The organism is Rothia sp. P7208, assembly GCF_048512915.1.
Lineage (GTDB): Bacteria > Actinomycetota > Actinomycetes > Actinomycetales > Micrococcaceae > Rothia.
On the sequence record NZ_JBLXXW010000001.1, the window covers coordinates 332,646 to 354,907 of the forward strand.

Sequence of the window (22,262 nt, forward strand, 5' to 3'; positions counted from 1 at the left end):
CAAATATTATTCCTATAACTGTTGCAAATCATCGACTCGTCAAAAGGTCAAAGCACTCATGTTGGTATTCTTGTTAGCGCAAACTTAGCTTCATCTAACTATTCTACTAACGTGTAAACGTTCTTCTTAAGACAGAAAAGATTCACAACGCCCTCAAAACAACTTGTTATCAACCGGTAATACGCGTTTTCTTTGACCGCACAACGTTGTTTTACTCTTCTACGAATAATCACGAGTCATCTGAGCCGATTTTTGAGCACAAGCACGCATCGCCTGCTCAGTCATTTCTTCCAGCCCATTCTGACAAAAACTCTCAATAGCCTGCTCCGTCGTACCGCCGGGGCTCGTTACCGCACGGCGTAAAGCCACAGGATCCCCGTGCGCACCCAGAAGCTCACCAGCACCACGAGCAGTCTGCACCGCTAGCTGTTCAGCCAGCTCAGCGTCAAGACCGAGTTGCACCCCAGCTTTCATCATCATCTCAGCTAACAAGAAAAAATACGCGGGGCCAGAACCAGATACAGCCGTCACCGCGTCCATCTGATGCTCAGCAACCTCAAAGACTTTCCCTACCGAACCTAAAATTTTCAACGTCAGCTCACGTTGCGGTTCAGAGACAGAAGCACCACAAGAGACCGCAAGCACCCCACAACCTACCTGAGAAGGGGTGTTCGGCATACAACGAATCACCGGCTGACCCACAGGCAACACAGCAGATAGCGCATCCAAAGATACACCTGCCGCCACCGAAATCACCAAAGTATCAGGCTCTAAAGCAGGAGCAATCTCACGCGCCATATCTAATATCGCATAAGGCTTCACACCAAGAATGACCACCTGCGCACCAGTAACAGCCCGAAGATTAGCCTGAGGATCTTCAGCCACCGAAAAAACTCTAATCCCCTCAGAACCCTCTACTCCCCATGCTGACGAAAGACGCTGGGCACTGTCCTGAGAATATACGGTTACTCGTACCGATGAAGAATCATAGCCACCGGAAATCAATCCAGAAGCTATAGCACCATTCATCGACCCTGTTCCGCAAAAAGTGACTATTGCACTCATCATGTACTCCTTGAGCTAGTGTCAGAAAAAACGCTCACGTCATATCATCTTGACGTAACTACCACACAGCTTAGCCGAGCAAGAACATAAGAACAGCGCACTCACACCGATATTTCACCATAAGACACGCACCCAATGGCTATTTGCAGAGCTCAGATGTTCACATCTGACCCAAATGGCGACGAGCAAATTGCAGGGTCTCATACAACCACTCATCGCGTTCAACAGCTCCGCGAGCGCCACGCGTCGAGACCTCAGCACAAACCACGCCGTTCCACTGCTGTTGAGCTAAATACTCGAGAGTTTGCGCTACCGGTTGAGTACCATATCCAGGGCGTAGGTGTTCATCAAGAACTTTTGTGCCACTACCATCTGTCAAGTGCACGTGTCCTAGACGGTTTCCAATTTTCTTGACGTACTCTAAAGAATCAACCCCAGCAGCTGCAGCATGCGAAAAGTCCCATGTCATCCACTGATAATCAAACTCTGTTGGGTCCCACCCTGGGGAATACATCTGCACAGATGCACCACCAGCGCTCCACGGATACATATTTTCTACAGCGATTTTCACGTTCTCTTGCTCAGATATTTCACGAACACCGTGAACAAAATTTTTAGCATACAGACGCTGCCACCGAAATGGAGGGTGGGCAACGATGACATCAGCTCCAACGGCTTTCGTCATTTTTGCGGCCATCTGCATTTTGTTCCAAGCACGCCCCCACACTTGTTGAGTCAACAACAAGGTGGGAGCATGAATAGCAGATATCGGAATCTGATATTTCTGAATAAGATCACGAAGATCATCTGGCTCTTGAGAGATAGCATTTCCGGTCACCATCACCTCAATGCTGTCATACCCCAAATCTGCGGCAGTAGAAAATGTTTCAGGCACCCCCAGTGGGAAAAGGCAGGACGTAGACAATGCGATACCTATATGAGGGGCTCTGTTCTCTGCCATCGTAGGTGGTCCTTTGCATCAGGGGGCTTACAAAGATACTCCTTGGCTAGGCCTCAGAAGTTTTCTTCGTCGTACTAGCTTTCTTTGTGGTGCTTTTCTTCGCTGTAGTTTTCTTGGTGGTGCTCTTCTTCGTAGCAGTCTTTTTTGTCGTAGAACGCTTACGCTGAACGGGCCCCTTGGCACGTTTTTGAGCTAATAGCTCAACCGCGCGCTCATGAGTGATGGACTCAATCGTGTCCCCACGAGGAACAGTAATGTTTGTTACCCCGTCAGTGATATAAGGACCAAAACGACCATCTTTAATCACAATTTTCTTCTCAGAAACAGGGTCAACACCCAGCTCCGCCAAAGGAGGCTTCGCCGCCGCACGACCACGCTGTTTAGGTTGCGAATAAATCTCTAACGCCTGCTCAAGAGTAATCGTAAAAATTTCTTCCTCAGAGCCAATAGAACGAGAGTCGCTCCCCTTCTTCAGATACGGGCCAAAACGACCGTTCTGCACCGTGATATCTTCGCCCTCAGCATCCTGCCCAAGCAGGCGAGGAAGACTCATCAGCTGCAAAGCCTGCTCTAAAGTCACTGTTGCCAAAGACATTGAAGAGAACAAAGAGGCTGTACGAGGCTTCTCTGGTTTTGGTTTCTTCTTAGGCTTCGGGCGACCATTCTTATAATATTCCACCGGCTGAGCATCCATCCACGCCTGAATTTCTTCCTCAGACATCTGAGGAATCAACTCGGTAACGTACGGGCCAAAACGACCGTCACGAGCAACGATGGTACGCCCCGTCTCGGGGTCTACACCCAATTCACGACCGTCAGATTTGCCCTGTTCGAGAAGCTCTTGAACCTTTTCAGCCGTAAGCTCATCTGGAGCAAGATCTCTCGGAATATTTGCACGAATAGGATCTGAAAGTTCACCGGTTTCTTCGTTAACGGTTGGCTCAGTCTCGAGATACGGCCCATAACGTCCCACGCGAACGTTAACGCCATCAGAAACTTCAATAGAGTTAATAGCACGGGCGTCGATATCACCAAGGTTATCGACAATAGGTTTCAACCCGCGTTTATCGCCACCACCAAAATAGAACTGTTCAAGCCATGTAGCGCGCTGTTGCTCACCACGAGAAATACCGTCGAGGTCTTCTTCCATCTGAGCGGTGAACTCATAGTCCACATATTTACTGAAATGTTCTTCTAGCAGACGCACCACGCTAAAAGCTGTCCACGAAGGAACCAAAGAACCACTACGGTTCTCCACATAACCTCGGTCAATAATTGTTGAGATAACAGCAGCATAGGTTGAAGGACGTCCGATACCTAGCTCGTCCATAGCCTTGACAAGAGAAGCCTCCGTATAACGAGGAGGAGCAGAAGTATCGTGGCTAAGAGCTGTAACATCTTGAGCTGTTAGCGCATCTCCTTCAGCCAATTGAGGTAGACGCTTATCTTCTTTAGCTGAGGCAGTATCTTCAGCATTGCGTGACGCGTCTTGCCCTTCTTCATAGGCGGCTAAGAAACCACGGAACGTAATGACTGTACCGGAGGCACCGAACTCTACTTTATGTCCGTCACGAGAAGTAGCAGAAATACGAACTGAAGCAGTAGAGCCCTTAGCGTCAGCCATTTGAGAAGCCACTGTACGCTTCCAGATGAGCTCATATAAGCGGAACTCATCTTGGCTTAGTGAACCTTGAACTTCTGCCGGTGTGCGGAAAGAATCACCGGCAGGACGAATCGCTTCGTGAGCTTCCTGCGCATTCTTTGATTTAGAGGCGTACACGCGAGGCTTTGAAGGAACATACTCAGAGCCATAGAGTTCTGTCGCTTGAGCACGAGCAGCAGAAATAGCCTGTGTTGAAAGAGCAACAGAGTCGGTACGCATGTAGGTGATATAGCCGTTTTCGTAAAGACGCTGAGCAACCTGCATCGTCGAGCGAGAAGAAAAACGCAGTTTACGGGCTGCTTCTTGTTGCAAGGTTGAGGTGGTAAAAGGTGCAGCAGGACGACGCGTGTACGGTTTAGTCTCTAAACTTCGAACGCTAAAAGCGGAGCCGTCAAGTTGCTCGGCAAGAGAACGGGCTTTCTGTTCATCAAGGTGTGCCACTTTCGTCGCTACCGCAGGTTTTAATGAGCCGTCGTCGTTAAAGTCTTTACCGGTGGCAACGCGGGCGCCGTCGACTGAAACCAGTTTTGCGGAGAATGTTTCTTCAGCTGAGGTATGGAACGTTCCGCTTAGGTCCCAATAGTTAGCAGAACAGAACGCCATACGTTCGCGCTCGCGTTCGACCACAAGTCGAGTTGCTACGGATTGAACACGTCCAGCGGATAGCCCTGGTGAGACTTTGCGCCAGAGCACTGGTGAAATTTCGTAACCGTAGAGGCGGTCGAGTACTCGTCGTGTTTCTTGAGCGTCTACAAGGTTATTGTCGATGTCACGAATTTCGTCAAATGCGCGGTTGACGGCCTCTTTTGTAATTTCAGGGAAGGTGAGACGGTAGACAGGAACAGTGGGTTTAAGAACTTGTAGTAGGTGCCATGCGATAGCTTCTCCTTCGCGGTCACCGTCGGTTGCGAGATAGAGCGCGTCAGAGTCTCGAAGCTTGTTTTTGAGCTCAGCAACTTTTTTCTTTTTATCGGCGTTGATAACGTAGTACGGTTCAAAGTGGTCTTCGAGGTCTACAGCAAACTTACCCACTGAAGTTTTTTTGAGTTTTTCAGGAAGTTCAGATGGTTGAGGGAGGTCTCGGATATGCCCCATGGAGGATTCCACCTCATAGGCGCTTCCCAAGTAACCGCTAATGGTCTTCACCTTAGAGGGTGATTCTACAATGAGCAGGGATTTACCATGTTCTGCTGTATTTTGAGCCTTGGTTGGCACTTTGCTCCTTGACCTGTGTGTCGTAAGTTCTTGAGATGATGTTCGATGTCAATGATGACTCAGCATAACAATAGCGCAGATTATCTGACATTGTTCACGAGTCAGCACCTTTTCAAAAGTTTTTGAAGTAGTTATCTGTTCATTGCATCAAGCGGCACGATGCTCATTTGTCGTCCAGAAATCTCTTCGGGGATGACCTCCACCCAGTTCATAATACGTGGGTCTGCGAGGGAAGATTGAGCCTTATGTTCGGCAGTGAGGTCAATATCGTAAGGGTACCATTGTGCGGTTCCGTGGATGATGACTGATTTCACAATATCTTGATGTACTTCACCGACTTCAAAGGCTACTTGCCTGCTGACCACAATAGAGGAAAAGGTCTCTTCTGCACGTGTTTGAAAGAATATGTGCCCGTGTTCCACCACGTATTTGACGGTGAAGATATCGATACGGTGCCCCATTTGTAGGGAGAGCCGACCGATATTGTGAGAGTTGATGAGATCCCAACACGTCTGTTCTTCAAGAGTTGTCAAAAGTTGCGGAGGGTTCGTTTGTTCTGCCATGTCGCCAGTCTAATCTGCTGAGGTAAAGCGGAGGAATCCTTTTTCGATAAGTTCACGGATTTGTTGAAGAAGTTCTTCTTGGTGAGTGTTGTCTTCCCAGCCTAGTAGTACTGCGAGCGCACCGAGTATTTGTTGGACGCTAAGCTCGCCATCGCAGGCAGAGACGAAGCCAGCAAGTTCAGTGGATTCGAGGATTGTTCGACGGAGCCCAGCTCCTTCGCGCAATAAAATCACTCCGGGGTGTTCCGCTCCGGGTCGGGCGTGTCTTTCTTCTGTAACGTCTTGTGCGACTTCTAGATGGGCGCTGAGGAGTTCTTCTGAGGTGAGCTGGTTTAGCTGGTCGTAGAGTTCTACGGCTTCGGTCAGGAAGGGGGCAAGGGGCTGTTGTATGGGGTAGGTGATTTCTTCATAGCGTTGCAGTGGTTGTTGTTGTTTTGGTGTGGAAGATGCTGGTTTTCGAAGCCATAACATGCCGAGCCCGATGGCGGTTACTCGTCGTTGCGCGAAGTCAAGCAGGTAATCTTTGTAGGCTTGTTCGTAATGTTGTGGGTCTCGTTGTTCGCTGGCGTCTTTGAGCCAAGTTTCGGCGTATTGTTCGGGGCTGAGGGTTTCTCGTTGGATACACCATACGTCAAGTTCGTTGTTGGTCCATTGGCGCACTCGATGGTCCCAGTGTTTGGAGTCTTCCCAAATTTCCCAGTTAGCGAGCATTTGAGCTCGCCCGTTCGGGGCGAGGATTGTTGGCAGCTGGTTTAAGAGGGTTTGGATGAGTTGGTCTCCGGCAAGACCACCGTCACGATAGGTGAATTGGTCTTCTGGTTTTTCTTCTGCTTTGCGCGGCGTAATAACAAAAGGCGGGTTAGAGACCACGAGGTCGAATTCTTGCCCTTGTACGGGTTCTGTGAGAGAACCTTGAAGTAGTTTGACTCTGTTCTGCAGATGATGCCGATCGACGTGAAGTTCTTCGGCGTTGAGCAAGATATTGAAGCGGGTGAAGGCTAAAGCTCTTTCGGAGATGTCGGTGGCAGTGACGTGTTCTGCATGAGAAAGCAGGTGGAAGGTTTGAATACCGCATCCGGTACCAAGGTCTAAGGCACGTTTGATGGGGGTGCGTTCGGTGATTTGAGCTAGTGTTAAAGAGGCTTGCCCGATACCTAGAACGTGGTCTTTACGCAGGGCGCCAGTACGCTGGTATGCCCTTACATCGGAGCTAACCCATAGTTCGGTGCCGTCGTCTGCACCGTGGGGTCTTAGGTCGATCAGTGCACGGTATTGTTGTGGTGTTGGTTCTTCAACGAGGTTGAGAGTTTTCAGCAGAGGTAGGGAGTTCTCTCCTAATGCTTGGTTTAGTTCTTTTTCGGTGCATTGGCGTCCTAGCATAAAGAATCCGGTAAGGTACGCTAACGATTGTTCTTCTGTGGTTGCGTGTTGGTCGCTGAGGATTTGTTCAATGCGAATTTTTCCGGGAATGATTTGTTCGCGTGTGATGGCTTCTGTTGCTGATAGCCCTAAAAGTTCTGTGATTGCGTCGTTGTAGTAACGTGCTTGGTCTAATCTTTGCGCTAAGGTTTCTATCGCGCTGAGGTCATGGCTATGAGGGGCGTTTATCGTTTGGGAAAAGTTTTCGGTCATCACGTTCATCATTGTGGCATATCTTGAGATTTTGTGTGTTTTTCCGTACCGGTGAGTAGATGTTTTCGTGAAGAAAAGAACAAAAATGTTTTATTTTTAAGATGTTCTCTTTGTGGAGTAACAGGTATATCATTTTTCAACAAGGAGAGATCTTATTATTAACTTTTTAATAACCTTGTTCTATAACTTTAATACCTTATAAGACACGAAAGAAGTTAAGAATTATTTATAAAACACCTAGTCAGAAAAATATTAAGAAAATTTTTTCAATATTAGTATTCTGACACTAAAGAATAGTTGTGGTTTAACGTACACTATCGGTATGGCAGATGCACAGAATATAGAAAATATCAAGAAATCTATTGCAGACTGGCAAGCAAAGCTCGACGCTGGCACAGGTTTCGCTCCAGAAGTTATTCAAGAAATCATCGCTAAGCTGCAAGAAGATCTTCGTAAGGCTGAAGAAGCCTAAATCTTGAACGGCATACGCGCCGCCAAGAAACAATAAGTCCCAGTAGGATCTACTCACCTATATGTGATAGCTCCCTACTGGGACTTTCTTTTATCACCGTTCTCAACTCTTACACGACGTTCTCTGCGAATACATCTTCCGGTGTAGCACTCATCCCTGTCACACCCGACCACACGTACATCCGGTAATCTGAAGGATCCATATCTGCTGGCCCATACACTTCAAGACGGACACCCGTTGGACTCAAGGCTTTAGCAGGAATGAATTGTGATGCAAGAACATCAAATCCTTCATCTATGGCATTTTGCTCTGCCCCATTGATAAGAACGGTGGCATACATCGAACGAGGAACAATCACACCGGTAAGCCCTAAAGCAGACACCTCAGCAATGCTACGAACCATATATCCAGCAGTATATGTCAGCCCTTGATCTTCAGCATCAGGCATGATGACACCAACGCGTTGCATTTTTTCTAAAGAACGACATTTTTCTGAGCCCAACCGATCATAGAGTTGTTGCCAAAGATCTCGAGTGTCGTATCCAGGAGTTAATGGAACATTTATTCCAGCAACCAAAAAGGCGTCGTATTCAATAAGCGACGGATCTGCCATATTCTTCATGTCCTTAAGTTCTCTTCCTAAAAATACCTACCATAACCAAAAGGTGTTCAAAGCCAAAGAACTTTTAGGCTTTGAACACCTTTTGGGGAACATGTGCACTATCTGCACATCATGCGTCTACTAAAGCTGATTTTCCGAGAGCTTTCTCAGAACAGTCTGCGCATAAGAGAACAAGGTCACGTTGTCCTTCAACATCTAAGTTTTCAAAAGTGTTAGACGGAGCACCACAGTGTTCGCATTCTCCAATGGTGACAGTATCTGGCGAAAATTCTACGTGCATACGCTTATCGAAAATATACATTGACCCTTCCCATAAACCAGAGTCTCCATATTTTTCACCGTAACGGACAATACCGCCGTCAATCTGATAAATCTCTTTAAACCCGCGGTTCTTCATGAGAGCCGAAAGAATCTCACAACGAATACCACCAGTACAGTAAGTAACTACCGGCTTATCTTTAAGGTCGTCGTATTTACCAGATTCAATTTCACGAATAAAGTCGTGCGTAGTTCTCACATCGGGAACAACCGCATTCTTAAACTTACCGATTTTAGCTTCGAAAGCGTTGCGTCCATCAAAGAACACCACTTCGTCTCCGCGCTCTTCAACCAGCTTGTTAACTTCTTCGGGCTTGAGATGAACACCTCCCCCGACAACACCATTCTCGTCAACAACGAGTTCATCAGGTGCACCAAAAGCAACAATTTCGTCTCGAGCTTTGACTGATAGACGAGGAAAGTCAGAAGCAGACCCATCAGACCATTTAAGTTCAAGTTTTCCAAATCCAGGATACTGACGGGTCGTCTTCCCATATTGTTTAAGAGCGTTAATATCGCCACCGAGAGTACCGTTAATACCGTGCTTAGAGATAAGGATACGTCCGGTCAGACCGAGTTTCTCGCAAAGTGCACGCTGCCATAGCATCACAGCAGTAGGGTCACCAACTGGGGCGAAGCAGTAATATAAAATAATTCGTTCTTGAGCCACATCTTCATTTTAGACACTCACGGGGCTGTGATGTTGTAACTGAACGAACAAAACATACGAGCAATTTATAGGTTTTTCAACACCTCAGGAGAACCAGCACGGCTTGTCGCTTCTACCTCCTGAAGCCAAGAAAAAACTCCTCCTATTGGCACACGCACCCGAACGTCGACAGAACCGGGCTGATGCTCAACGATAACGCAACGAACCCATACCGCACCATGTGCCTGCCCAACACGTTCTGCGGTATCACATGGATCACCGGCACGTAAGCCTCGCAACGTATCTGCAGCAGCGAGAGCCGAAATATCTGCTGCACGCATTGCCTGATATTTACTGTGATAAACAGATGCAATACCGGTAACTCCCGTGAACACCATCAGCAAAATACAGATTATTCCCACTGCCAGAACCGTCCCTGAACCCCTGTCTGAAAAATCTTTGACGACAGGTGTCAGCTTATGTGGGCAGATAATTCTTTTATTCATCATCATTGGCCCACGCTTTTTCTGCTGTACCTTGAGCTTCCGCCTCAAGTACCCATCCAGTTAGCTCTCCTAAGACCCCAGGGGCAGGACGGCTCACATGCACCGTGTAGTTATATCCCTGCTGTTCTAGACGAATTGTTGCATGAGGAGCATTCTGATGAGCAACCCGCATAATATCATCATGATTTTGGCCCCGTACAACAGCCCGTAGAGCAACGCGAGCGCAGTCTTCTAATTGCATTTGGCTAAGACCAAGAGAAGACGCACCTAAAACGAGCGTCAGCACAAAAATAACGGCAGGTAATGCCACCGCAAATTCGGCGGTTACCGCACCTTCTTCGGTATGAGAGGGTTTCATAGATGTCTCAGCTTCTCCCTGCAATGATATTTTCACCGTTTTGTTGTATCGGTTGCCGTGACAGGCTCGTAGAAGAGTCTTCTTTTTTCTCTACGAACCTGCCACTTTAGGCCTAAGACATACCCGTAGACAGGGCATTCTGAACAATGCCGAAGAGCAAGGCTCTCACGTCGTCAGATTTCAAAATGGCAACAAGTAAACCAGCAAAACCAACTGCCGCTAACATGACAATTCCATATTCTGCAGTCGTTGCGCCTGCTTCACCATCATGAAGGATGTCTACAGAGTCCTCTAACTTTTGGTTTCTTCGATGGGCAGCGGGCGAAAGAGGTTGTTCGTGGGTAGAGTTCGATTCTGACATGAACATAATATTCTCCTTGAATAGATAAAGGTTGAAAAGGGGAAATGGGTTAAAAGCCCAAGGACGGAATTAAAGATATAAGCAAAGGAATCACACCTAAACAGATAAAAGCCGGTAAAGAACATAGCCCTAGTGGCAGAACAAGTCGTACACCTAGCCGGTGAGCTTGTTGCTCCGCATAACGGTATGCTTGACGACGCAACCTATCTGATACCACTTGAAGAATCTGAGCACTTGGAGCACCTGTTTCCGATAAGAAACCCAAACTTTGTTCAAGAACAGTAAAAGGTGCTCTGTCTGGTACACTCTGCCAACTCATAGCCCATGAATGACCGAGATAAAGCTGCTGGATAACCTGCCGTATCTCTTGGGCCTCATCTTCTTGGTGAAGAACTTCTTCATAGAGCTGAACAATATATTCAAGTACGCGATGTAGTCCCAAACCTGCTTCTAACATCACGGTGCATAAATCGATGATTAAAGCATCTGGCACAGTAAAAGCTTCCTGAGTTTTCTGAGAAGAACACATCAACACGCTTTTTCTCTGACATCGTGAGGTTGGCCTTGAGCTATTTTCAGCAGTGGGGGATCTGTTCCTTAGTGGATTGTTGAAGAACATTTTTGACCTTTCTGTGCTTGGGCGATGAGTCTAGATGTCCACAAACGTCCGGCTAAAGCCAGCCATAAACCGATGAGGCTTATCAAAAGCCCTCCAGATGATTGTGTAAGAATCACTAGAGGTTTAGCACCCATCAACATTCCTAAGGCAATACCGAGGGCAGGAAGCCAAGAGAGAATCATCCCTGTTGTTTGTGGAGCAGCCATTGCTGAACTCCGTGACTGATCAAGATCTATTTCACTTTCATAAAAACGCGCTAAGCGTTCTATAGCCTGAGCAATAGGCGCACCTGTTTTCTCCGCGATATACCAGCAGGAAATCAGTTCTATACACCGTTGATGAGAGTAAGAACGTGCCGGAGATAAATCTTGCAGAAGCGTTACCATCGGTAATCCCGCACATGCCCTCTGGTACATACATTGCAATAGTTGTGCGGCATCTTCTAAGGCAAAGTAATAAGCTCGTTGTTCTCGCCTTAGGAATACAACATGTTTTTGAGCGTGAAGAGGATGTTCCGTCAACATTTTCGTCAGGTGTTGATGCACTATTTTGATGATGTTAGGTAGGCGTAGTCCTGCACGTAGTAGAGAGCTCATACGCCAGGTGATATCTGGCCATAATTCTTGTTCTTGGACGCTTGGTTGCGTGCTCTCTAAAAGATAGTTCGTCCTTCGATAAGGGGAAGTGCTCATCAATTTTTGCCACATAGAGCATTCCTTTGAACAATCAAAGTACCTGTTTGCGTCATGTCATGCTCAGAAGTGATGTTTTGTGCAGTGGTTTGAAGCATACGGTCGTGCCATTTGGCATATTTTTTCAGAAAGAGATGACCTTCTTCAGACCATGTTCCGCTGGTGTTCTCTCCTTCAGAAGGTGCCGTATAAAGTGAGCAGGTTCGGAGTTGCCCCTGTGCAAAAACTAGGGTTGAGATATTACTCAAGATTCGTTGTCGCCCACGACGGCTCAGATGGATGATGTAATCAATTGCAGTATCTGCTTGCAAGCATAAGGCGTTCTCATACATTTTTCCCATGGCTCCCATTGCCATTAGTCGTGCAGGAACTGCCTGAGCAGAGTTTGCGTGGATAGTTCCTCCAGCTCCTGTGTGTCCAGTGTTCATGGCGGTGAGCATATCGGTCAGTTCTGCACCACGGCATTCTCCAACGATTAGTCGGCTAGGGCGCATTCTTAAAGCGTGGCGGATGAGCGTGCTGAGAGTGACTTCTCCCCTGTTTTCGCTGTTATGTTGGCGGGTTTGGAGAGAGATAGTGTGTGGATGTGTAGGGCGCAGCTCTGTTGAGTCTTCAATCATGATGAGGCGTTCGTTGTCCTGACATTCTGAGAGCATTGCGTTGAGCAGCGTCGTTTTTCCGCTTCCTGTGCCACCGCTGATTAAGAAATTGGCGCGGAGGGAAAGAATATAGCGTAAAACGTTTGTAAGCTGTGAGGTCAGCATCCCTTGTGCTTCAAGCTCTGTGAGGGAAAACCGTTGAGGTGGTTGTACTCGAATAGATAGGAGTGTCCCTCGTTCGCACAGCGGTGGTAGTACTGCATGAATACGGTGTCCTCGCGAGTTTGTGATGTCGGTGCTGAGGTTACTTTCATCAAGCCGTCCTCCTCCGGAGACAATGAGTCGGGTCGCTAAAGCTCGTATTTCTTCTTCGTTGTCAAACCTTATGGTGGTGTGTTGAAGGGAACCTGATTTTTCAATCCACACTTCTTGTGGGCCGTTGACGTAGATGTCGCTCAAGCCTTCTTCATCAAGTAATGGTTCGAGTTTTCCTAGATGGAAGATCTCGTGCACAGTTTTTTCGTCTAAGACAGTAATTTTTCGTGAAGTATCTAAATCTTCCGATGTAGTTGTGTCATATTGGGGACGGAATTTTTTCAGAAGCATTGTTTCATGCGAATGTGATGCTCTTTTCATGCGGTGTTCTCTTCCTGAGCCGTTGGAGTTTGGTGGCTGTTGGTACTTTGAGTGTTCCGGTTTTGGCGTGAGAATGCACTGTATGGGAGCGATTTGTGGATAGGGCAATCACCTCAAAGAGGTGTTTTGAACTGTCTGCGGGGTTCTCCACAGTTTTAGGGTGAGAAAGTTCTACGGTTTAGGGTGCGCACATTGACGTGTTGCACCTTGTTCAAACGCAGAACAGCCCCGCTATCGGCTGATAGCAGGACCGTTCAAAGTTGTTTTTGAAGAATGAGCACTCAACGTATTCAAACGTGTGTGGCAAGGATGTCGGAGCTAGGCGCTATGCGCTTAGGCTCCAGCCTTGTGCCCGAAGTTCTTGACGTGTAGCCCCATGAAGAAAAGCTAAATGCAAACGTTCTCGACCTGGGGCGAATTCGTATTTGAGCAGTTTAGTTGCTTGAATTTCATCAGTTTCACCTTCACCGTAGCTAGGGCAAAGGTCTGCTACGGGGCATACCCCACAAGCTGGTTTACGTGAATGGCAGATTCTTCGTCCGTGATAAATCATACGGTGAGAAAGCATCGTCCAGTCTTTTGGTTCGAAGAGGGCGGCAACATCTTTTTCTACACGCTCAGGTTCTGTTGCTTCGGTCATTCCAAAACGACGTGCTAGACGCCCAAAATGTGTATCTACTGTCAGCCCAGGCATACCAAAAGCATTACCCATAACAACAAAAGCCGTTTTGCGGCCAACTCCGGGTAGGGTAATGAGCTCTTCAACGGTGCGAGGTACTTCTCCGTCGTAGCGTTCGAGCAATCCTTGAGCCAGCCGCACGATAGAGGAGGCCTTTGAACGGTAAAATCCCAAAGGCTGTACGATGCTCTCCACATCCGGCAAAGAGGCTTGTGCTAAAGCTAATGCATCAGGATATGAGGCAAAAAGTGTGGGTGTTACACTGTTGACTCTCACATCTGTGGTTTGTGCTGAAAGGACAGTGGCAATAAGCAATTCGAAGGGGTTGGTGAAATCTAGTTCTGCCACCGCGTAGGGGTAAGTGTCGTCGAGGATACGTTTAATTTTTCGTACACGGCGCTTTTTCCCCAGCTCACTTTCTTGGGTGCGCGAGCGACGACGTGCCGCTTTTTCTGCTTCAAGAATGGACACTGAACGAATATGCAGAAGTTCTTGTTCTTGCTCTGTTAAGGGGGTGCTATCTGCCTGCTCTTTCACCTTTCTAGCCTACCTGTTCTATTCAGTGAAGCCTTTTATGAGCTGTGGTGTTCGGTCTTTTTACGAGGTAAATCACCTCACCGCATAGTTTGTGAGGTGTTGTTCTGATTCGTTGAGTGCTCTCGTAGAATAGTGCTATGACTCAACAACGTATTTTTGTTCTCAACGGCCCTAATCTCAATCTCTTAGGACATCGTAAACCGGAGGTCTATGGGACTAGCACGTTGAAAGATATTGAGAGTTCACTCCAGCACCGTGCACAAGAATATGGTTTTGCACTTGAGTTTTTACAGACGAATCATGAAGGCGTTTTGGTAGATCAGGTTCAGCGGGCACGTTCTGAAGCGGCGGGGATTATTATTAATCCGGCGGCGTACACTCATACCTCGATAGCTTTACATGATGCGCTTGAGGCTGTTGATGTTCCCATTGTTGAAGTTCATTTATCGAATATTCATCGCCGTGAGCAATTTCGTCATCAGTCTTTTGTATCGCTTCAGGCAACAGCTATTTTTGCTGGTGCTGGTGCTTATGGGTATCTTCTTGCTTTAGATTTTCTTGCACATCTTTTGGGCGAAGAAAGCACATCGTAGGATACTAGGCTCTGGGCCTAAACGTGTGAGCATTAATTAGTGTTCTCGGCAGGTACCTGTTAGTACCGCTTGAGGTGTTTCGGGAATACTCGCTAGGGCTTCTTTAATAGTTGTTGCTGGAATTGCGTAGCCAATTTTATCTCCAGCGACAGAACGGGCAAAGACCATGCCTACGGCGTCTCCGTTCTCTGTTACCAGAGGTCCACCGGAGTTACCTTGGACGATATCTGCGTTGATTTGGTAAAGGTACCTGATGCGAGATAGCTCTTGAGTTTCGGCTTCAATATTTTGGATGTTTCCGAGTCCTCTCACGCTTGCTGGAGTTATCGTGTAGGGGCCGCCTGCTGGGTACCCTAAAACAGCAAGAGCGGTTCCGGGTGCGGCGTCTTCGCCTAGGGGGATTGCAGTAAGATTGAGCGCTGGTGCGTAGAGAACAGCGATGTCTTCTTCGTGATTGTAGTAAACGGGAGTTCCAGTGACGCTGTATCCGTCTCGTTTTTCGAGCAGAATTTGTCCTGCTCCTTGTATGACGTGGGCGTTAGTTAAGACGTAGTTGTTTGAGGAGACGAATCCACTGCCTTCTGAGGTGTATCCGCAGCGAGGTGCGTATCCGTGAATTTTTACAACGGAGGTTCCTGCGTATTGGATGGTGTCGCTCAGTTGTTCGGTGGTGGGTATGTCTGTTGGAATGGAAGTTGGGACGAGTTCGGGAAGGACCTGACCTAGAATTTCTGGCATATTCGAGGTAACGCCTTGTGCTGTTTCAGAGTATTCTATGCCGATGGTTTGGTAGAAGATGCGAGTAAAGCGGTCTTGTAAGGTATAGATGCTTTCTTTGACGGGTTCGGGAGTGTGTTCCAGCATATATGTAATGACTTTTGAGTTATTTATATGCTGTGTGATGCTGGGAATACCGAGCGGTAGCATCATGAGGACGACGGTAAGTAGAAGGAATAGGTAGACGATGGCGTTGCCTATTGCTCCGAAGATTCGGTTGATGGGTCGAAGAACGCTCAGTCCAAAGAGGGCTCGTAGGAGGCCCATGAGTATAGAGCCGACGAGTTTTCCGGCGAGGAGGAAGAGTATGAGCGCGATAAGGTACCCAAATTCGTGTAGTTGTTGGGGCAGATTTTGACGTACCCAGACAAATCCGAAGGTAAATGCACAAAGTAATGCAATAAATGTTGCGATGAGGTTGATGAGTATGCCGATGAATCCACGCCGTGCACCTGAGATTATGCTCAATAGCAGTAGTCCTAGCAGACCAATATCTAGAATCGTCAAGTCCATAATATAACGCACCTTGTCAGATGTGATTTTTGAGGTGTTCCCCCCAAAATATTCACTCATTGTTGTTGAGGTTTTAACGGTAGTGGATATCTCATAAAACGGGTGTGCTTTACTCTATTTTTACCGTTTTATTGAGCATCTTTTAGTATCTATTAAGAAATCTCTTGGTGGGTTTGAGCTGTACATTGAGAGTTTTTGCGGTAGTCTCATTATTGATTATGTCACACCATTTTATGGCACTGAGTGGTTCGAGCGTTATACTTGTCAGTCGGCAAACCCTAAGAATGGGTGGCTTGTAAAAAAAATTATCTCAATTCTTGAGGAGAAAAATGGATATCGAGGTTCTACGTCGGGCACCTTTATTTGCCTCACTCGACGACCAAGCTTTTGCAGCACTCACTGAAGACATCACTGAAGTTGATCTTTCCCGCGGCGCTACTCTGTTTTATGAGGGTGATCAGGGCGACCAACTATATTTCATCATTTCCGGAAAAATTAAGCTTGGACGTACCGCTACTGATGGTCGTGAAAACCTTGTAGCCATCATGGGTCCTGGTGAAATTTTCGGTGAGATGGCGCTCTTTGATCCTTCACCACGTTCTACCAGTGCAACTGCTGTTTCTGAAACACGCCTTGCCGGAGTTAAGCACGAATCTTTACGTAAGGCTATGGAGAAGTCACCTCAGATTTCTGTGCAGGTTCTTCAGGCGTTAGCTCGTCGTTTGCGCCGCACCAATGAAAACCTTGCTGATCTTGTGTTCTCTGATGTTCCAGGTCGCGTAGCGAAGGCTCTACTTGATTTGGCTGACCGTTTCGGTCGCCCTGCAACCGATGGTATTCTCGTTGCTCACGAACTGACCCAAGAAGAATTGGCTCAGCTTGTTGGTGCTTCTCGTGAAACCGTCAACAAAGCTCTTGCAGAGTTTGTATCTCGCGGTTGGATTCGTCTTGAAGCTCGCGCTGTTGTGATTTTGGATCTTCAGCGTTTGCGTAATCGTTCCCGCTAAAAAGATTCTAAATATTTTTTGAGGATACGTTTATGGGGGCGGTAGAGAAACATATTTCTCTACCGCCCCCATATTTTTATCGTTGAATTAGACGGCTGAAAATTCACCTGACTATAGGGAGCATTTCTGCCGATTCTTTGGCTTTTGAGGCAGAGTGTATTTGAGGAAATATTCTCCGTCGTGTTCTACCACCTCAGCTTTTTTAGGGAGTACTTCTCGTTTTTTTGCGAGGTACGCTACCGAAGTATTTACGGCTGCGAGGTCTTCGAGGATACATAGTGTCGCGGGGACGATGAGCTGTTGCAGGGTTTTTCCTCGAGTGCGTTCATGTCCAATAGCGTCACCTAGTTCTGTTGTTTCTTGCTGTTCGAGAAGTTCACGTACGTTCACCCAGTCACCCCATAGCCCTTTGGAGGAAAGAAGTTTGGGGCTTTGCCCAACGGGCGCCACACTAGCAAAATAATGCGTGTCATAGCGTTTATGACGAAAATCTGGAGATTGCCAGCGTGCGATGGGACGTAAGAGGTCTGTGCGCAAGGTCAGTCCTCTTTTAGCGAGGTAATCAGCAAAACGTTGGTCGCAGTGAGAAATCGCTTCGCGTGCGGACATCAGGTCGAGAGCTTCCGAAGACGTTTCAACGGTGCTTAACTCATCTCGTCCGGCAAGGAGCATTCCTGTTTCTTCAAATGATTCTCGAAGGGCACCAACAACTGCAGCTTGAGTAGCAACGGGGTCTTCTTGTTTGAATGCTGCTGCCCAAGTTTTAATATCTGGACCAATCCACGCGAGAGGGTCTTGATCGCTGGGGATGCATAGCCCTCCAGGAAAAGCTAAATCGCCTAGTGGTGAATGTTCTGAACGGAGCGTCAGGATTGTTTCGAGACCTTCTTTTCCGTCTCGAACAAAGACCACAGATGCGGCAGTTTTAGGCTGACAGGGTGTGTGTTGGTGGTCTTCTAACCAAGCTTGAGCGGCTGAAGCATATTCGTCGGGGAGCTTGAATAGTCTCTCAGTAGAGATAGAGATGGTGGGGGTTTCTTCAGTACGTTCTCGAACGACTTTCAACGCCCCTGTATATAGTGTTTGATTAGACATATTCTACGATGAGTTCCACTTCCACGGGGGCATCAAGAGGCAGTACGGCAACGCCTACCGCAGAGCGCGCGTGTACTCCTTGTTCTCCTAAAATGTCGTGAAGTAGTTCAGAAGCTCCATTGATCACTTGGGGTTGCTGGGTGAAATCTGGTGCGGAAGAAACGAAACCTACAACTTTAACAACGCGTTTGATGCGGTTGAGGTCTCCTAGAACAGATTGAACAGCAGATAAAGCGTTAAGTGCAGCGATGCGTGCACATTCTTGGGCTTGTTCTAGGGTAAGGTGTTGCTCTCCGGTGTTCTGGGATGAGAGTTTCCCGCGGTGCAGAAGTTCACCGTTGACAAAGGGTAGTTGTCCGGAGGTGTAAACATAATTTCCGCTGACCACAGCTGGCACGTAGGCGGCAACGGGCTGTGGTGTGCTAGGTAGAGTGTAGCCTAGCTGTTCAATACGAGATTCGATAGAAGTTTTTTCGCTCATCAGGCGTCTTTCTCTGTTTTTAGCTGAACAAAGACCGGCTTCACACCCGAGGGTTATGAATCCGGTCTATGTTAACTATCTTTATGATGACGCAACTTTACGTTTGAAGTATGCGATGGGGTTGCCCACCGTTGGAGCAACCATATTTCCCTGAGGTGCAGCCCCAGCAGGTGCGGTTGAAGGAAGGACTGTTACCAGTTCCCAGCCGTCTTGTCCCCAGCTATCGAGGATCTGCTTGGTGGCGTGAATCATCAGGGGCACTGTAGCGTATTCCCATTTATCCATAGCCCCCAGCCTAATAGTTATGAGCCTAATTGAAAAGTTTTATGCTCAGAGAAGCACAAATTACTGTAAATAACCGTGTTTTTCTTGGTGTTATGGTGAGGTTTGAGGTCCTAAATGTGTGAAATATAATGCCAGCAAACCTAAAATCTTTACCGTTATGTGCCCATCTAGACACCTATTTTTCAGGTTCTACTTGTAGACTGTGGGAATGGCTTCATCGAAGAATGTTCGGAAAAAACGTACTCCGAGTGATTTTATTCAGTTTATTGCACTGAGTGTTATCGCTGGTTTTGTCGCAGCAGGTATCCTCATTCCCCCTACTGTTGGTATGGGTATTGCTGCAACATCTTCTATTTCTTGGTTTAAAGGTCTTCCTGATGACCTCTCGGAGGGTTCTCGTTTTAAGGCGTCAACTCTGTATGCTTCTGATGGTAAGACGAAACTTGCCAGCTTTGAATCTCAGCGTCGTCGCGATGTCCCCCTCGATCAGATTTCAAAGTATATGAAAGACGCGATTGTTTCTGTTGAAGATCGTGATTTCTATGAGCACGGTGCGGTTTCTCCTCTAGGCATGGCTCGTGCTTTTATCAATAACTTGATTCGCCCTAATAACCGTCAGGGCGCTTCAACCCTCACTCAGCAGTATGTCAATAACCTTCTCATCGAGCAGGCGGAGTACCGTGGAGAAGAGGCAAGCACCTTAGGTTCGAACAAGGGCTATATCGATAAGATCAAAGAGATTAAGCTTGCTATCTCTATGGAACAGAATAAGTCTAAGGATGAAATTCTTGACGGCTATCTGAACATTGTGAACCTTGGTGGCACAAACTACGGTGTTGAAGCGGCATCTTACTACTATTGGGGTATCAAAGCTAAAGATCTTAACTTGCAGCAATCAGCACTTTTAGCTGGAATGGTGCAGTCTCCAAACATTTACCGCCCCGATGTGAACCCTGAACTCGCTAAAGAGCGTCGTAATACTGTTTTAGGTACGATGCTGCGTGATAAAAAAATCACTGAAGATCAGTTTAACCTTGCGGTGAGTTCCGGTCTCGATCTCGACATTCACACCTCTAAGACTGGTTGCGTTACCGCGGGAGATGCAGCATTCTTCTGTGACTATGTCACCGCGAAGATTTATCAGGATGAGGCATATGGCGCAACTCCTGAAGACCGCCAGAAGAATCTTTATCGTGCTGGTTACACCATTGTTTCAACGATGAGTGTCAGCGCCCAGAAGGACGCTAAAGCAGCCGTTGAGCAGACTCAACCTTCGACAAGTAACGTCGATGATATTAATGCTTCTTTGGTATCCGTAGAGCCATCTAACGGCAATGTTGTTGCTATGGCGCAGAACTCTGATTATGGAACGACTGATGATTTCTCAGCCTCGCTGTATAACTACAACGTGGATTACCAAGATGGCGGTACTCCTGGTTTCCAGCCTGGCTCAACGTTTAAGCCGGTTGTTCTTGCTGAATGGCTCAAAGAAGGAAAAGGCGTTAACGCAACAATTGACGGTACTTCTCTGAATTATCCGAATTCTTTTCCTTGGCGTGCTTCTTGTCTTGACGGTGGTGTATTCCATTATTCAGATACTCCTAACGGTTTTAGCTTCGCTAACGCAGAAGAAGGATTCCAACGGTGGGGCACCGTTGCGTTCGGTATCAAAAACTCCATCAACTCGTTCTTGTATAGCATGGCCTCTAAGGAAGATCTCTGCGGTATTCAAGACATGGCAAAAGCTCTCAACATGCTCACTCCTAAAGTAGGCAAGAGCGGGGGTGACGTAGCGTTTAACCCTCGGTTCTTAGCGTCATTAATTGGTGGCTCTTCTCAGGTTTCACCGTTGACGATGGCTTCTGCATATGCAACTTTTGCTAATGATGGTGTCTACTGCACTCCTCAAGCAATTAAGACTGTCGAAGATCGTTCTGGTAAAAAAATTAAGACCTACGATAAAAAATGCCATCAAGCTATTAGTAAAGAGATTGCTAACGGTGTGAGCTATGTGCTTAAACAAGTTCTTGTTAGTGGCTCTGGTTATCAGCGTGGCATTGGTTTGCCGGATGCTTCTGCAGCAAAAACTGGTACAACCGACTATTCCCGACAGACGTGGATGATTGGTTACACTCGTGGTCTTTCCACAGCCTCATGGGTCGGCTCTTTGAAGAGTGGTTCTCGTTCTCTGAACGGCCTATCGATTAACGGCAAGCGTTTAAACTACGTTGATGGTGCAACCTATGCTGGTGCTCAGTGGCAGACCTTTATGAAGGAGCAAGCTAAGAACTATAACACTGACAAGTTCCCGCTTCCTCCCAATGAGATGCTAGGAACTCAGCAGTAGAATGATGATGTTTTCTACTTCTTCTCAATAAGACGTTTAAGGAGTTTCCTGTTTGATGGTAACTACCAACACTGTGGCGGTTTCTTCCCGTTCTGTAGCCCGTTCTCTTGCACGAGTAACGGCTGCCGGAATGGTGGCAGGAGCCGCCACTGTGGCTTATGCCCATTTTTATGAGCTCAACCATTTCACGGTTCGCAGTGAGAAACTTCCGGTATTACCTGAAGGTGCTCAGGACTTTAGTATTCTGCATATTTCGGATATGCATATGATTCCGGGGCAGCAGAAGAAGATTCGTTTCATGCATTCTTTGGCTGAGCTAGAACCTGATTTGGTGATTAATACTGGGGATAATCTGTCTCATCTTCAGGGGCTGCCAAGTCTTTTAGAGGCGCTTGATCCTTTGCTGGATATTCCAGGTGTGTTTGTACCCGGCTCTAATTGTTATTATGCGCCGATAATGAAAAACCCTGCACGCTATTTGTGGAAGCAAAGCACCGCAGATGAAGGCATTGATGATGCTCGCGTTAAACTTCCGACAGAGCAGATGCATGAGACTTTTGAGGAGCGTGGCTGGGTTGGTCTCATCAATCGTTTTGATGTGATGAACTTTGAGAAGCTACGTCTAGAGTTTTCGGGCGTAGACGACCCACATATTGGTTATGATGAGCACCCAGGGTTCTCCCCCAACGCTTTTTCTACGGATGATACTCCATCAGTGCGTTTGGGTGTGTGTCATGCACCGTATTTACGGACGCTTAGACGTTTTGTTGAGGATGGGGCTCAAGCAATTTTTGCGGGACATACTCATGGTGGGCAGGTTTGCCTTCCAGGTGGGCGTGCTCTTGTCTCGAACTGTGATTTACCACCATCTCGCGCTAAGGGTGTGAGTTTGGAAGATGATGTTCCTGTTCATGTCTCTGCCGGTCTTGGGACTTCTCGTTTCGCGCCAGTGCGACTTTTTTGCCCACCGGAGGCGGTTCTTGTAACGCTCACGGCAGGTTCATAGCTCGTATAACC

General features: G+C 47.3%; 23 protein-coding genes. 5 read left to right on the forward strand and 18 right to left on the reverse strand.

The window, feature by feature from the left end:
* Nucleotides 1-219: 219 nt before the first annotated feature.
* The 5 genes from proC to ACN084_RS01555 form a co-directional block, all read right to left on the reverse strand.
* Nucleotides 220-1,065, reverse strand: coding sequence for a pyrroline-5-carboxylate reductase (gene proC / locus ACN084_RS01535; RefSeq protein WP_419105673.1), 846 nt, complete (start codon nucleotides 1,063-1,065; stop codon nucleotides 220-222).
* A gap of 160 nt (nucleotides 1,066-1,225) precedes the next feature.
* On the reverse strand, nucleotides 1,226-2,026 hold the full coding sequence (locus tag ACN084_RS01540) for a sugar phosphate isomerase/epimerase family protein (RefSeq protein WP_419105674.1): 801 nt from the start codon (nucleotides 2,024-2,026) through the stop codon (nucleotides 1,226-1,228).
* Between the two features lie 46 nt (nucleotides 2,027-2,072).
* On the reverse strand, nucleotides 2,073-4,904 hold the full coding sequence (gene topA, locus ACN084_RS01545) for a type I DNA topoisomerase (RefSeq protein WP_419100964.1): 2,832 nt from the start codon (nucleotides 4,902-4,904) through the stop codon (nucleotides 2,073-2,075).
* Between the two features lie 131 nt (nucleotides 4,905-5,035).
* Nucleotides 5,036-5,467 (reverse strand): pyridoxamine 5'-phosphate oxidase family protein, encoded by a 432-nt coding sequence (locus ACN084_RS01550; protein ID WP_419100965.1) that lies wholly within the window; start codon nucleotides 5,465-5,467, stop codon nucleotides 5,036-5,038.
* Between the two features lie 9 nt (nucleotides 5,468-5,476).
* Nucleotides 5,477-7,099, reverse strand: coding sequence for a DUF7059 domain-containing protein (locus ACN084_RS01555; RefSeq protein ID WP_419105675.1), 1,623 nt, complete (start codon nucleotides 7,097-7,099; stop codon nucleotides 5,477-5,479).
* Between the two features lie 322 nt (nucleotides 7,100-7,421).
* Between ACN084_RS01555 and ACN084_RS01560 the strand changes: the two genes are divergently transcribed.
* Nucleotides 7,422-7,571: a hypothetical protein gene (locus tag ACN084_RS01560; protein WP_419100967.1), complete on the forward strand. Its 150-nt coding sequence runs from the start codon at nucleotides 7,422-7,424 to the stop codon at nucleotides 7,569-7,571.
* Between the two features lie 109 nt (nucleotides 7,572-7,680).
* On the opposite strand, the gene ACN084_RS01565 is transcribed toward ACN084_RS01560, so the two are convergent.
* The 9 genes from ACN084_RS01565 to nth form a co-directional block, all read right to left on the reverse strand.
* Nucleotides 7,681-8,184, reverse strand: a complete 504-nt coding sequence (locus ACN084_RS01565; RefSeq protein ID WP_419105676.1) for a GyrI-like domain-containing protein — start codon at nucleotides 8,182-8,184, stop codon at nucleotides 7,681-7,683.
* Between the two features lie 118 nt (nucleotides 8,185-8,302).
* Nucleotides 8,303-9,181, reverse strand: coding sequence for a rhodanese-related sulfurtransferase (locus ACN084_RS01570; RefSeq protein ID WP_419100969.1), 879 nt, complete (start codon nucleotides 9,179-9,181; stop codon nucleotides 8,303-8,305).
* A gap of 65 nt (nucleotides 9,182-9,246) precedes the next feature.
* The gene (locus ACN084_RS01575; protein WP_419105677.1) at nucleotides 9,247-9,672 is read right to left on the reverse strand and encodes an Rv3654c family TadE-like protein; all 426 of its coding nucleotides are present in this window, start codon (nucleotides 9,670-9,672) and stop codon (nucleotides 9,247-9,249) included.
* The gene (locus tag ACN084_RS01580) at nucleotides 9,659-10,024 is read right to left on the reverse strand and encodes a TadE/TadG family type IV pilus assembly protein (RefSeq protein WP_419105678.1); all 366 of its coding nucleotides are present in this window, start codon (nucleotides 10,022-10,024) and stop codon (nucleotides 9,659-9,661) included. Before ACN084_RS01580 ends, ACN084_RS01575 begins: the two co-directional genes overlap by 14 nt.
* A 112-nt stretch (nucleotides 10,025-10,136) precedes the next feature.
* Nucleotides 10,137-10,385: a DUF4244 domain-containing protein gene (locus ACN084_RS01585; protein ID WP_419100972.1), complete on the reverse strand. Its 249-nt coding sequence runs from the start codon at nucleotides 10,383-10,385 to the stop codon at nucleotides 10,137-10,139.
* Nucleotides 10,386-10,434: 49 nt separating this feature from the next.
* Nucleotides 10,435-10,914 (reverse strand): type II secretion system F family protein, encoded by a 480-nt coding sequence (locus ACN084_RS01590; RefSeq protein ID WP_419100973.1) that lies wholly within the window; start codon nucleotides 10,912-10,914, stop codon nucleotides 10,435-10,437.
* Nucleotides 10,915-10,982: 68 nt separating this feature from the next.
* Entirely contained in the window at nucleotides 10,983-11,696 is a 714-nt protein-coding gene (locus ACN084_RS01595) for a type II secretion system F family protein (RefSeq protein ID WP_419100974.1), read from the reverse strand.
* Nucleotides 11,696-12,931, reverse strand: coding sequence for a CpaF family protein (locus ACN084_RS01600; RefSeq protein ID WP_419105679.1), 1,236 nt, complete (start codon nucleotides 12,929-12,931; stop codon nucleotides 11,696-11,698). The genes ACN084_RS01595 and ACN084_RS01600 overlap by 1 nt, the downstream gene beginning before the upstream one ends.
* 325 nt (nucleotides 12,932-13,256) lie before the next feature.
* The gene (nth, locus tag ACN084_RS01605) at nucleotides 13,257-14,147 is read right to left on the reverse strand and encodes an endonuclease III (RefSeq protein ID WP_419105680.1); all 891 of its coding nucleotides are present in this window, start codon (nucleotides 14,145-14,147) and stop codon (nucleotides 13,257-13,259) included.
* Nucleotides 14,148-14,284: 137 nt separating this feature from the next.
* Between nth and aroQ the strand changes: the two genes are divergently transcribed.
* A complete protein-coding gene (gene aroQ / locus ACN084_RS01610) occupies nucleotides 14,285-14,740 on the forward strand; it encodes a type II 3-dehydroquinate dehydratase (protein ID WP_419100977.1) in 456 nt (151 codons plus the stop codon).
* A gap of 36 nt (nucleotides 14,741-14,776) precedes the next feature.
* Here aroQ and ACN084_RS01615 read toward each other — a convergent pair whose 3' ends face one another.
* The gene (locus ACN084_RS01615) at nucleotides 14,777-16,090 is read right to left on the reverse strand and encodes a MarP family serine protease (protein WP_419105681.1); all 1,314 of its coding nucleotides are present in this window, start codon (nucleotides 16,088-16,090) and stop codon (nucleotides 14,777-14,779) included.
* 269 nt (nucleotides 16,091-16,359) lie between these two features.
* Between ACN084_RS01615 and ACN084_RS01620 the strand changes: the two genes are divergently transcribed.
* Nucleotides 16,360-17,037, forward strand: a complete 678-nt coding sequence (locus tag ACN084_RS01620; protein ID WP_419100979.1) for a Crp/Fnr family transcriptional regulator — start codon at nucleotides 16,360-16,362, stop codon at nucleotides 17,035-17,037.
* A gap of 111 nt (nucleotides 17,038-17,148) precedes the next feature.
* Here the strand turns inward: ACN084_RS01620 and ACN084_RS01625 are convergent, their stop codons facing one another.
* The 3 genes from ACN084_RS01625 to ACN084_RS01635 form a co-directional block, all read right to left on the reverse strand.
* On the reverse strand, nucleotides 17,149-18,132 hold the full coding sequence (locus ACN084_RS01625; RefSeq protein WP_419100980.1) for an NUDIX hydrolase: 984 nt from the start codon (nucleotides 18,130-18,132) through the stop codon (nucleotides 17,149-17,151).
* Nucleotides 18,125-18,613: a RidA family protein gene (locus ACN084_RS01630; protein WP_419100981.1), complete on the reverse strand. Its 489-nt coding sequence runs from the start codon at nucleotides 18,611-18,613 to the stop codon at nucleotides 18,125-18,127. Before ACN084_RS01630 ends, ACN084_RS01625 begins: the two co-directional genes overlap by 8 nt.
* 81 nt (nucleotides 18,614-18,694) lie before the next feature.
* Nucleotides 18,695-18,898: a hypothetical protein gene (locus tag ACN084_RS01635; protein WP_419100982.1), complete on the reverse strand. Its 204-nt coding sequence runs from the start codon at nucleotides 18,896-18,898 to the stop codon at nucleotides 18,695-18,697.
* A 208-nt stretch (nucleotides 18,899-19,106) separates the two neighbouring features.
* Between ACN084_RS01635 and ACN084_RS01640 the strand changes: the two genes are divergently transcribed.
* Nucleotides 19,107-21,245 carry a transglycosylase domain-containing protein gene (locus ACN084_RS01640; RefSeq protein ID WP_419100983.1) on the forward strand — a complete coding sequence of 713 codons (2,139 nt, stop codon included), beginning with the start codon at nucleotides 19,107-19,109 and terminating at the stop codon, nucleotides 21,243-21,245.
* A 130-nt stretch (nucleotides 21,246-21,375) separates the two neighbouring features.
* Nucleotides 21,376-22,251 (forward strand): metallophosphoesterase, encoded by an 876-nt coding sequence (locus ACN084_RS01645; protein WP_419105873.1) that lies wholly within the window; start codon nucleotides 21,376-21,378, stop codon nucleotides 22,249-22,251.
* The last annotated feature ends 11 nt before the right edge of the window (nucleotides 22,252-22,262 follow it).

Excerpts from the sequence above, each read along its gene's own strand:
- proC (WP_419105673.1), bottom strand. The coding sequence starts at position 1,065 with ATGAGTGCAATAGTCACTTTTTGCGGAACAGGGTCGATGAATGGTGCT.
- ACN084_RS01540 (WP_419105674.1), bottom strand. The coding sequence starts at position 2,026 with ATGGCAGAGAACAGAGCCCCTCATATAGGTATCGCATTGTCTACGTCC.
- ACN084_RS01550 (WP_419100965.1), bottom strand. The coding sequence starts at position 5,467 with ATGGCAGAACAAACGAACCCTCCGCAACTTTTGACAACTCTTGAAGAA.
- ACN084_RS01555 (WP_419105675.1), bottom strand. The coding sequence starts at position 7,099 with ATGACCGAAAACTTTTCCCAAACGATAAACGCCCCTCATAGCCATGAC.
- ACN084_RS01560 (WP_419100967.1), top strand. The coding sequence starts at position 7,422 with ATGGCAGATGCACAGAATATAGAAAATATCAAGAAATCTATTGCAGAC.
- ACN084_RS01565 (WP_419105676.1), bottom strand. The coding sequence starts at position 8,184 with ATGGCAGATCCGTCGCTTATTGAATACGACGCCTTTTTGGTTGCTGGA.
- ACN084_RS01575 (WP_419105677.1), bottom strand. The coding sequence starts at position 9,672 with ATGATGATGAATAAAAGAATTATCTGCCCACATAAGCTGACACCTGTC.
- ACN084_RS01580 (WP_419105678.1), bottom strand. The coding sequence starts at position 10,024 with ATGAAACCCTCTCATACCGAAGAAGGTGCGGTAACCGCCGAATTTGCG.
- ACN084_RS01585 (WP_419100972.1), bottom strand. The coding sequence starts at position 10,385 with ATGTCAGAATCGAACTCTACCCACGAACAACCTCTTTCGCCCGCTGCC.
- ACN084_RS01590 (WP_419100973.1), bottom strand. The coding sequence starts at position 10,914 with ATGTGTTCTTCTCAGAAAACTCAGGAAGCTTTTACTGTGCCAGATGCT.
- ACN084_RS01595 (WP_419100974.1), bottom strand. The coding sequence starts at position 11,696 with ATGAGCACTTCCCCTTATCGAAGGACGAACTATCTTTTAGAGAGCACG.
- ACN084_RS01600 (WP_419105679.1), bottom strand. The coding sequence starts at position 12,931 with ATGAAAAGAGCATCACATTCGCATGAAACAATGCTTCTGAAAAAATTC.
- aroQ (WP_419100977.1), top strand. The coding sequence starts at position 14,285 with ATGACTCAACAACGTATTTTTGTTCTCAACGGCCCTAATCTCAATCTC.
- ACN084_RS01615 (WP_419105681.1), bottom strand. The coding sequence starts at position 16,090 with ATGAGTGAATATTTTGGGGGGAACACCTCAAAAATCACATCTGACAAG.
- ACN084_RS01620 (WP_419100979.1), top strand. The coding sequence starts at position 16,360 with ATGGATATCGAGGTTCTACGTCGGGCACCTTTATTTGCCTCACTCGAC.
- ACN084_RS01625 (WP_419100980.1), bottom strand. The coding sequence starts at position 18,132 with ATGTCTAATCAAACACTATATACAGGGGCGTTGAAAGTCGTTCGAGAA.
- ACN084_RS01630 (WP_419100981.1), bottom strand. The coding sequence starts at position 18,613 with ATGAGCGAAAAAACTTCTATCGAATCTCGTATTGAACAGCTAGGCTAC.
- ACN084_RS01635 (WP_419100982.1), bottom strand. The coding sequence starts at position 18,898 with ATGGATAAATGGGAATACGCTACAGTGCCCCTGATGATTCACGCCACC.
- ACN084_RS01640 (WP_419100983.1), top strand. The coding sequence starts at position 19,107 with ATGGCTTCATCGAAGAATGTTCGGAAAAAACGTACTCCGAGTGATTTT.
- ACN084_RS01645 (WP_419105873.1), top strand. The coding sequence starts at position 21,376 with ATGGTGGCAGGAGCCGCCACTGTGGCTTATGCCCATTTTTATGAGCTC.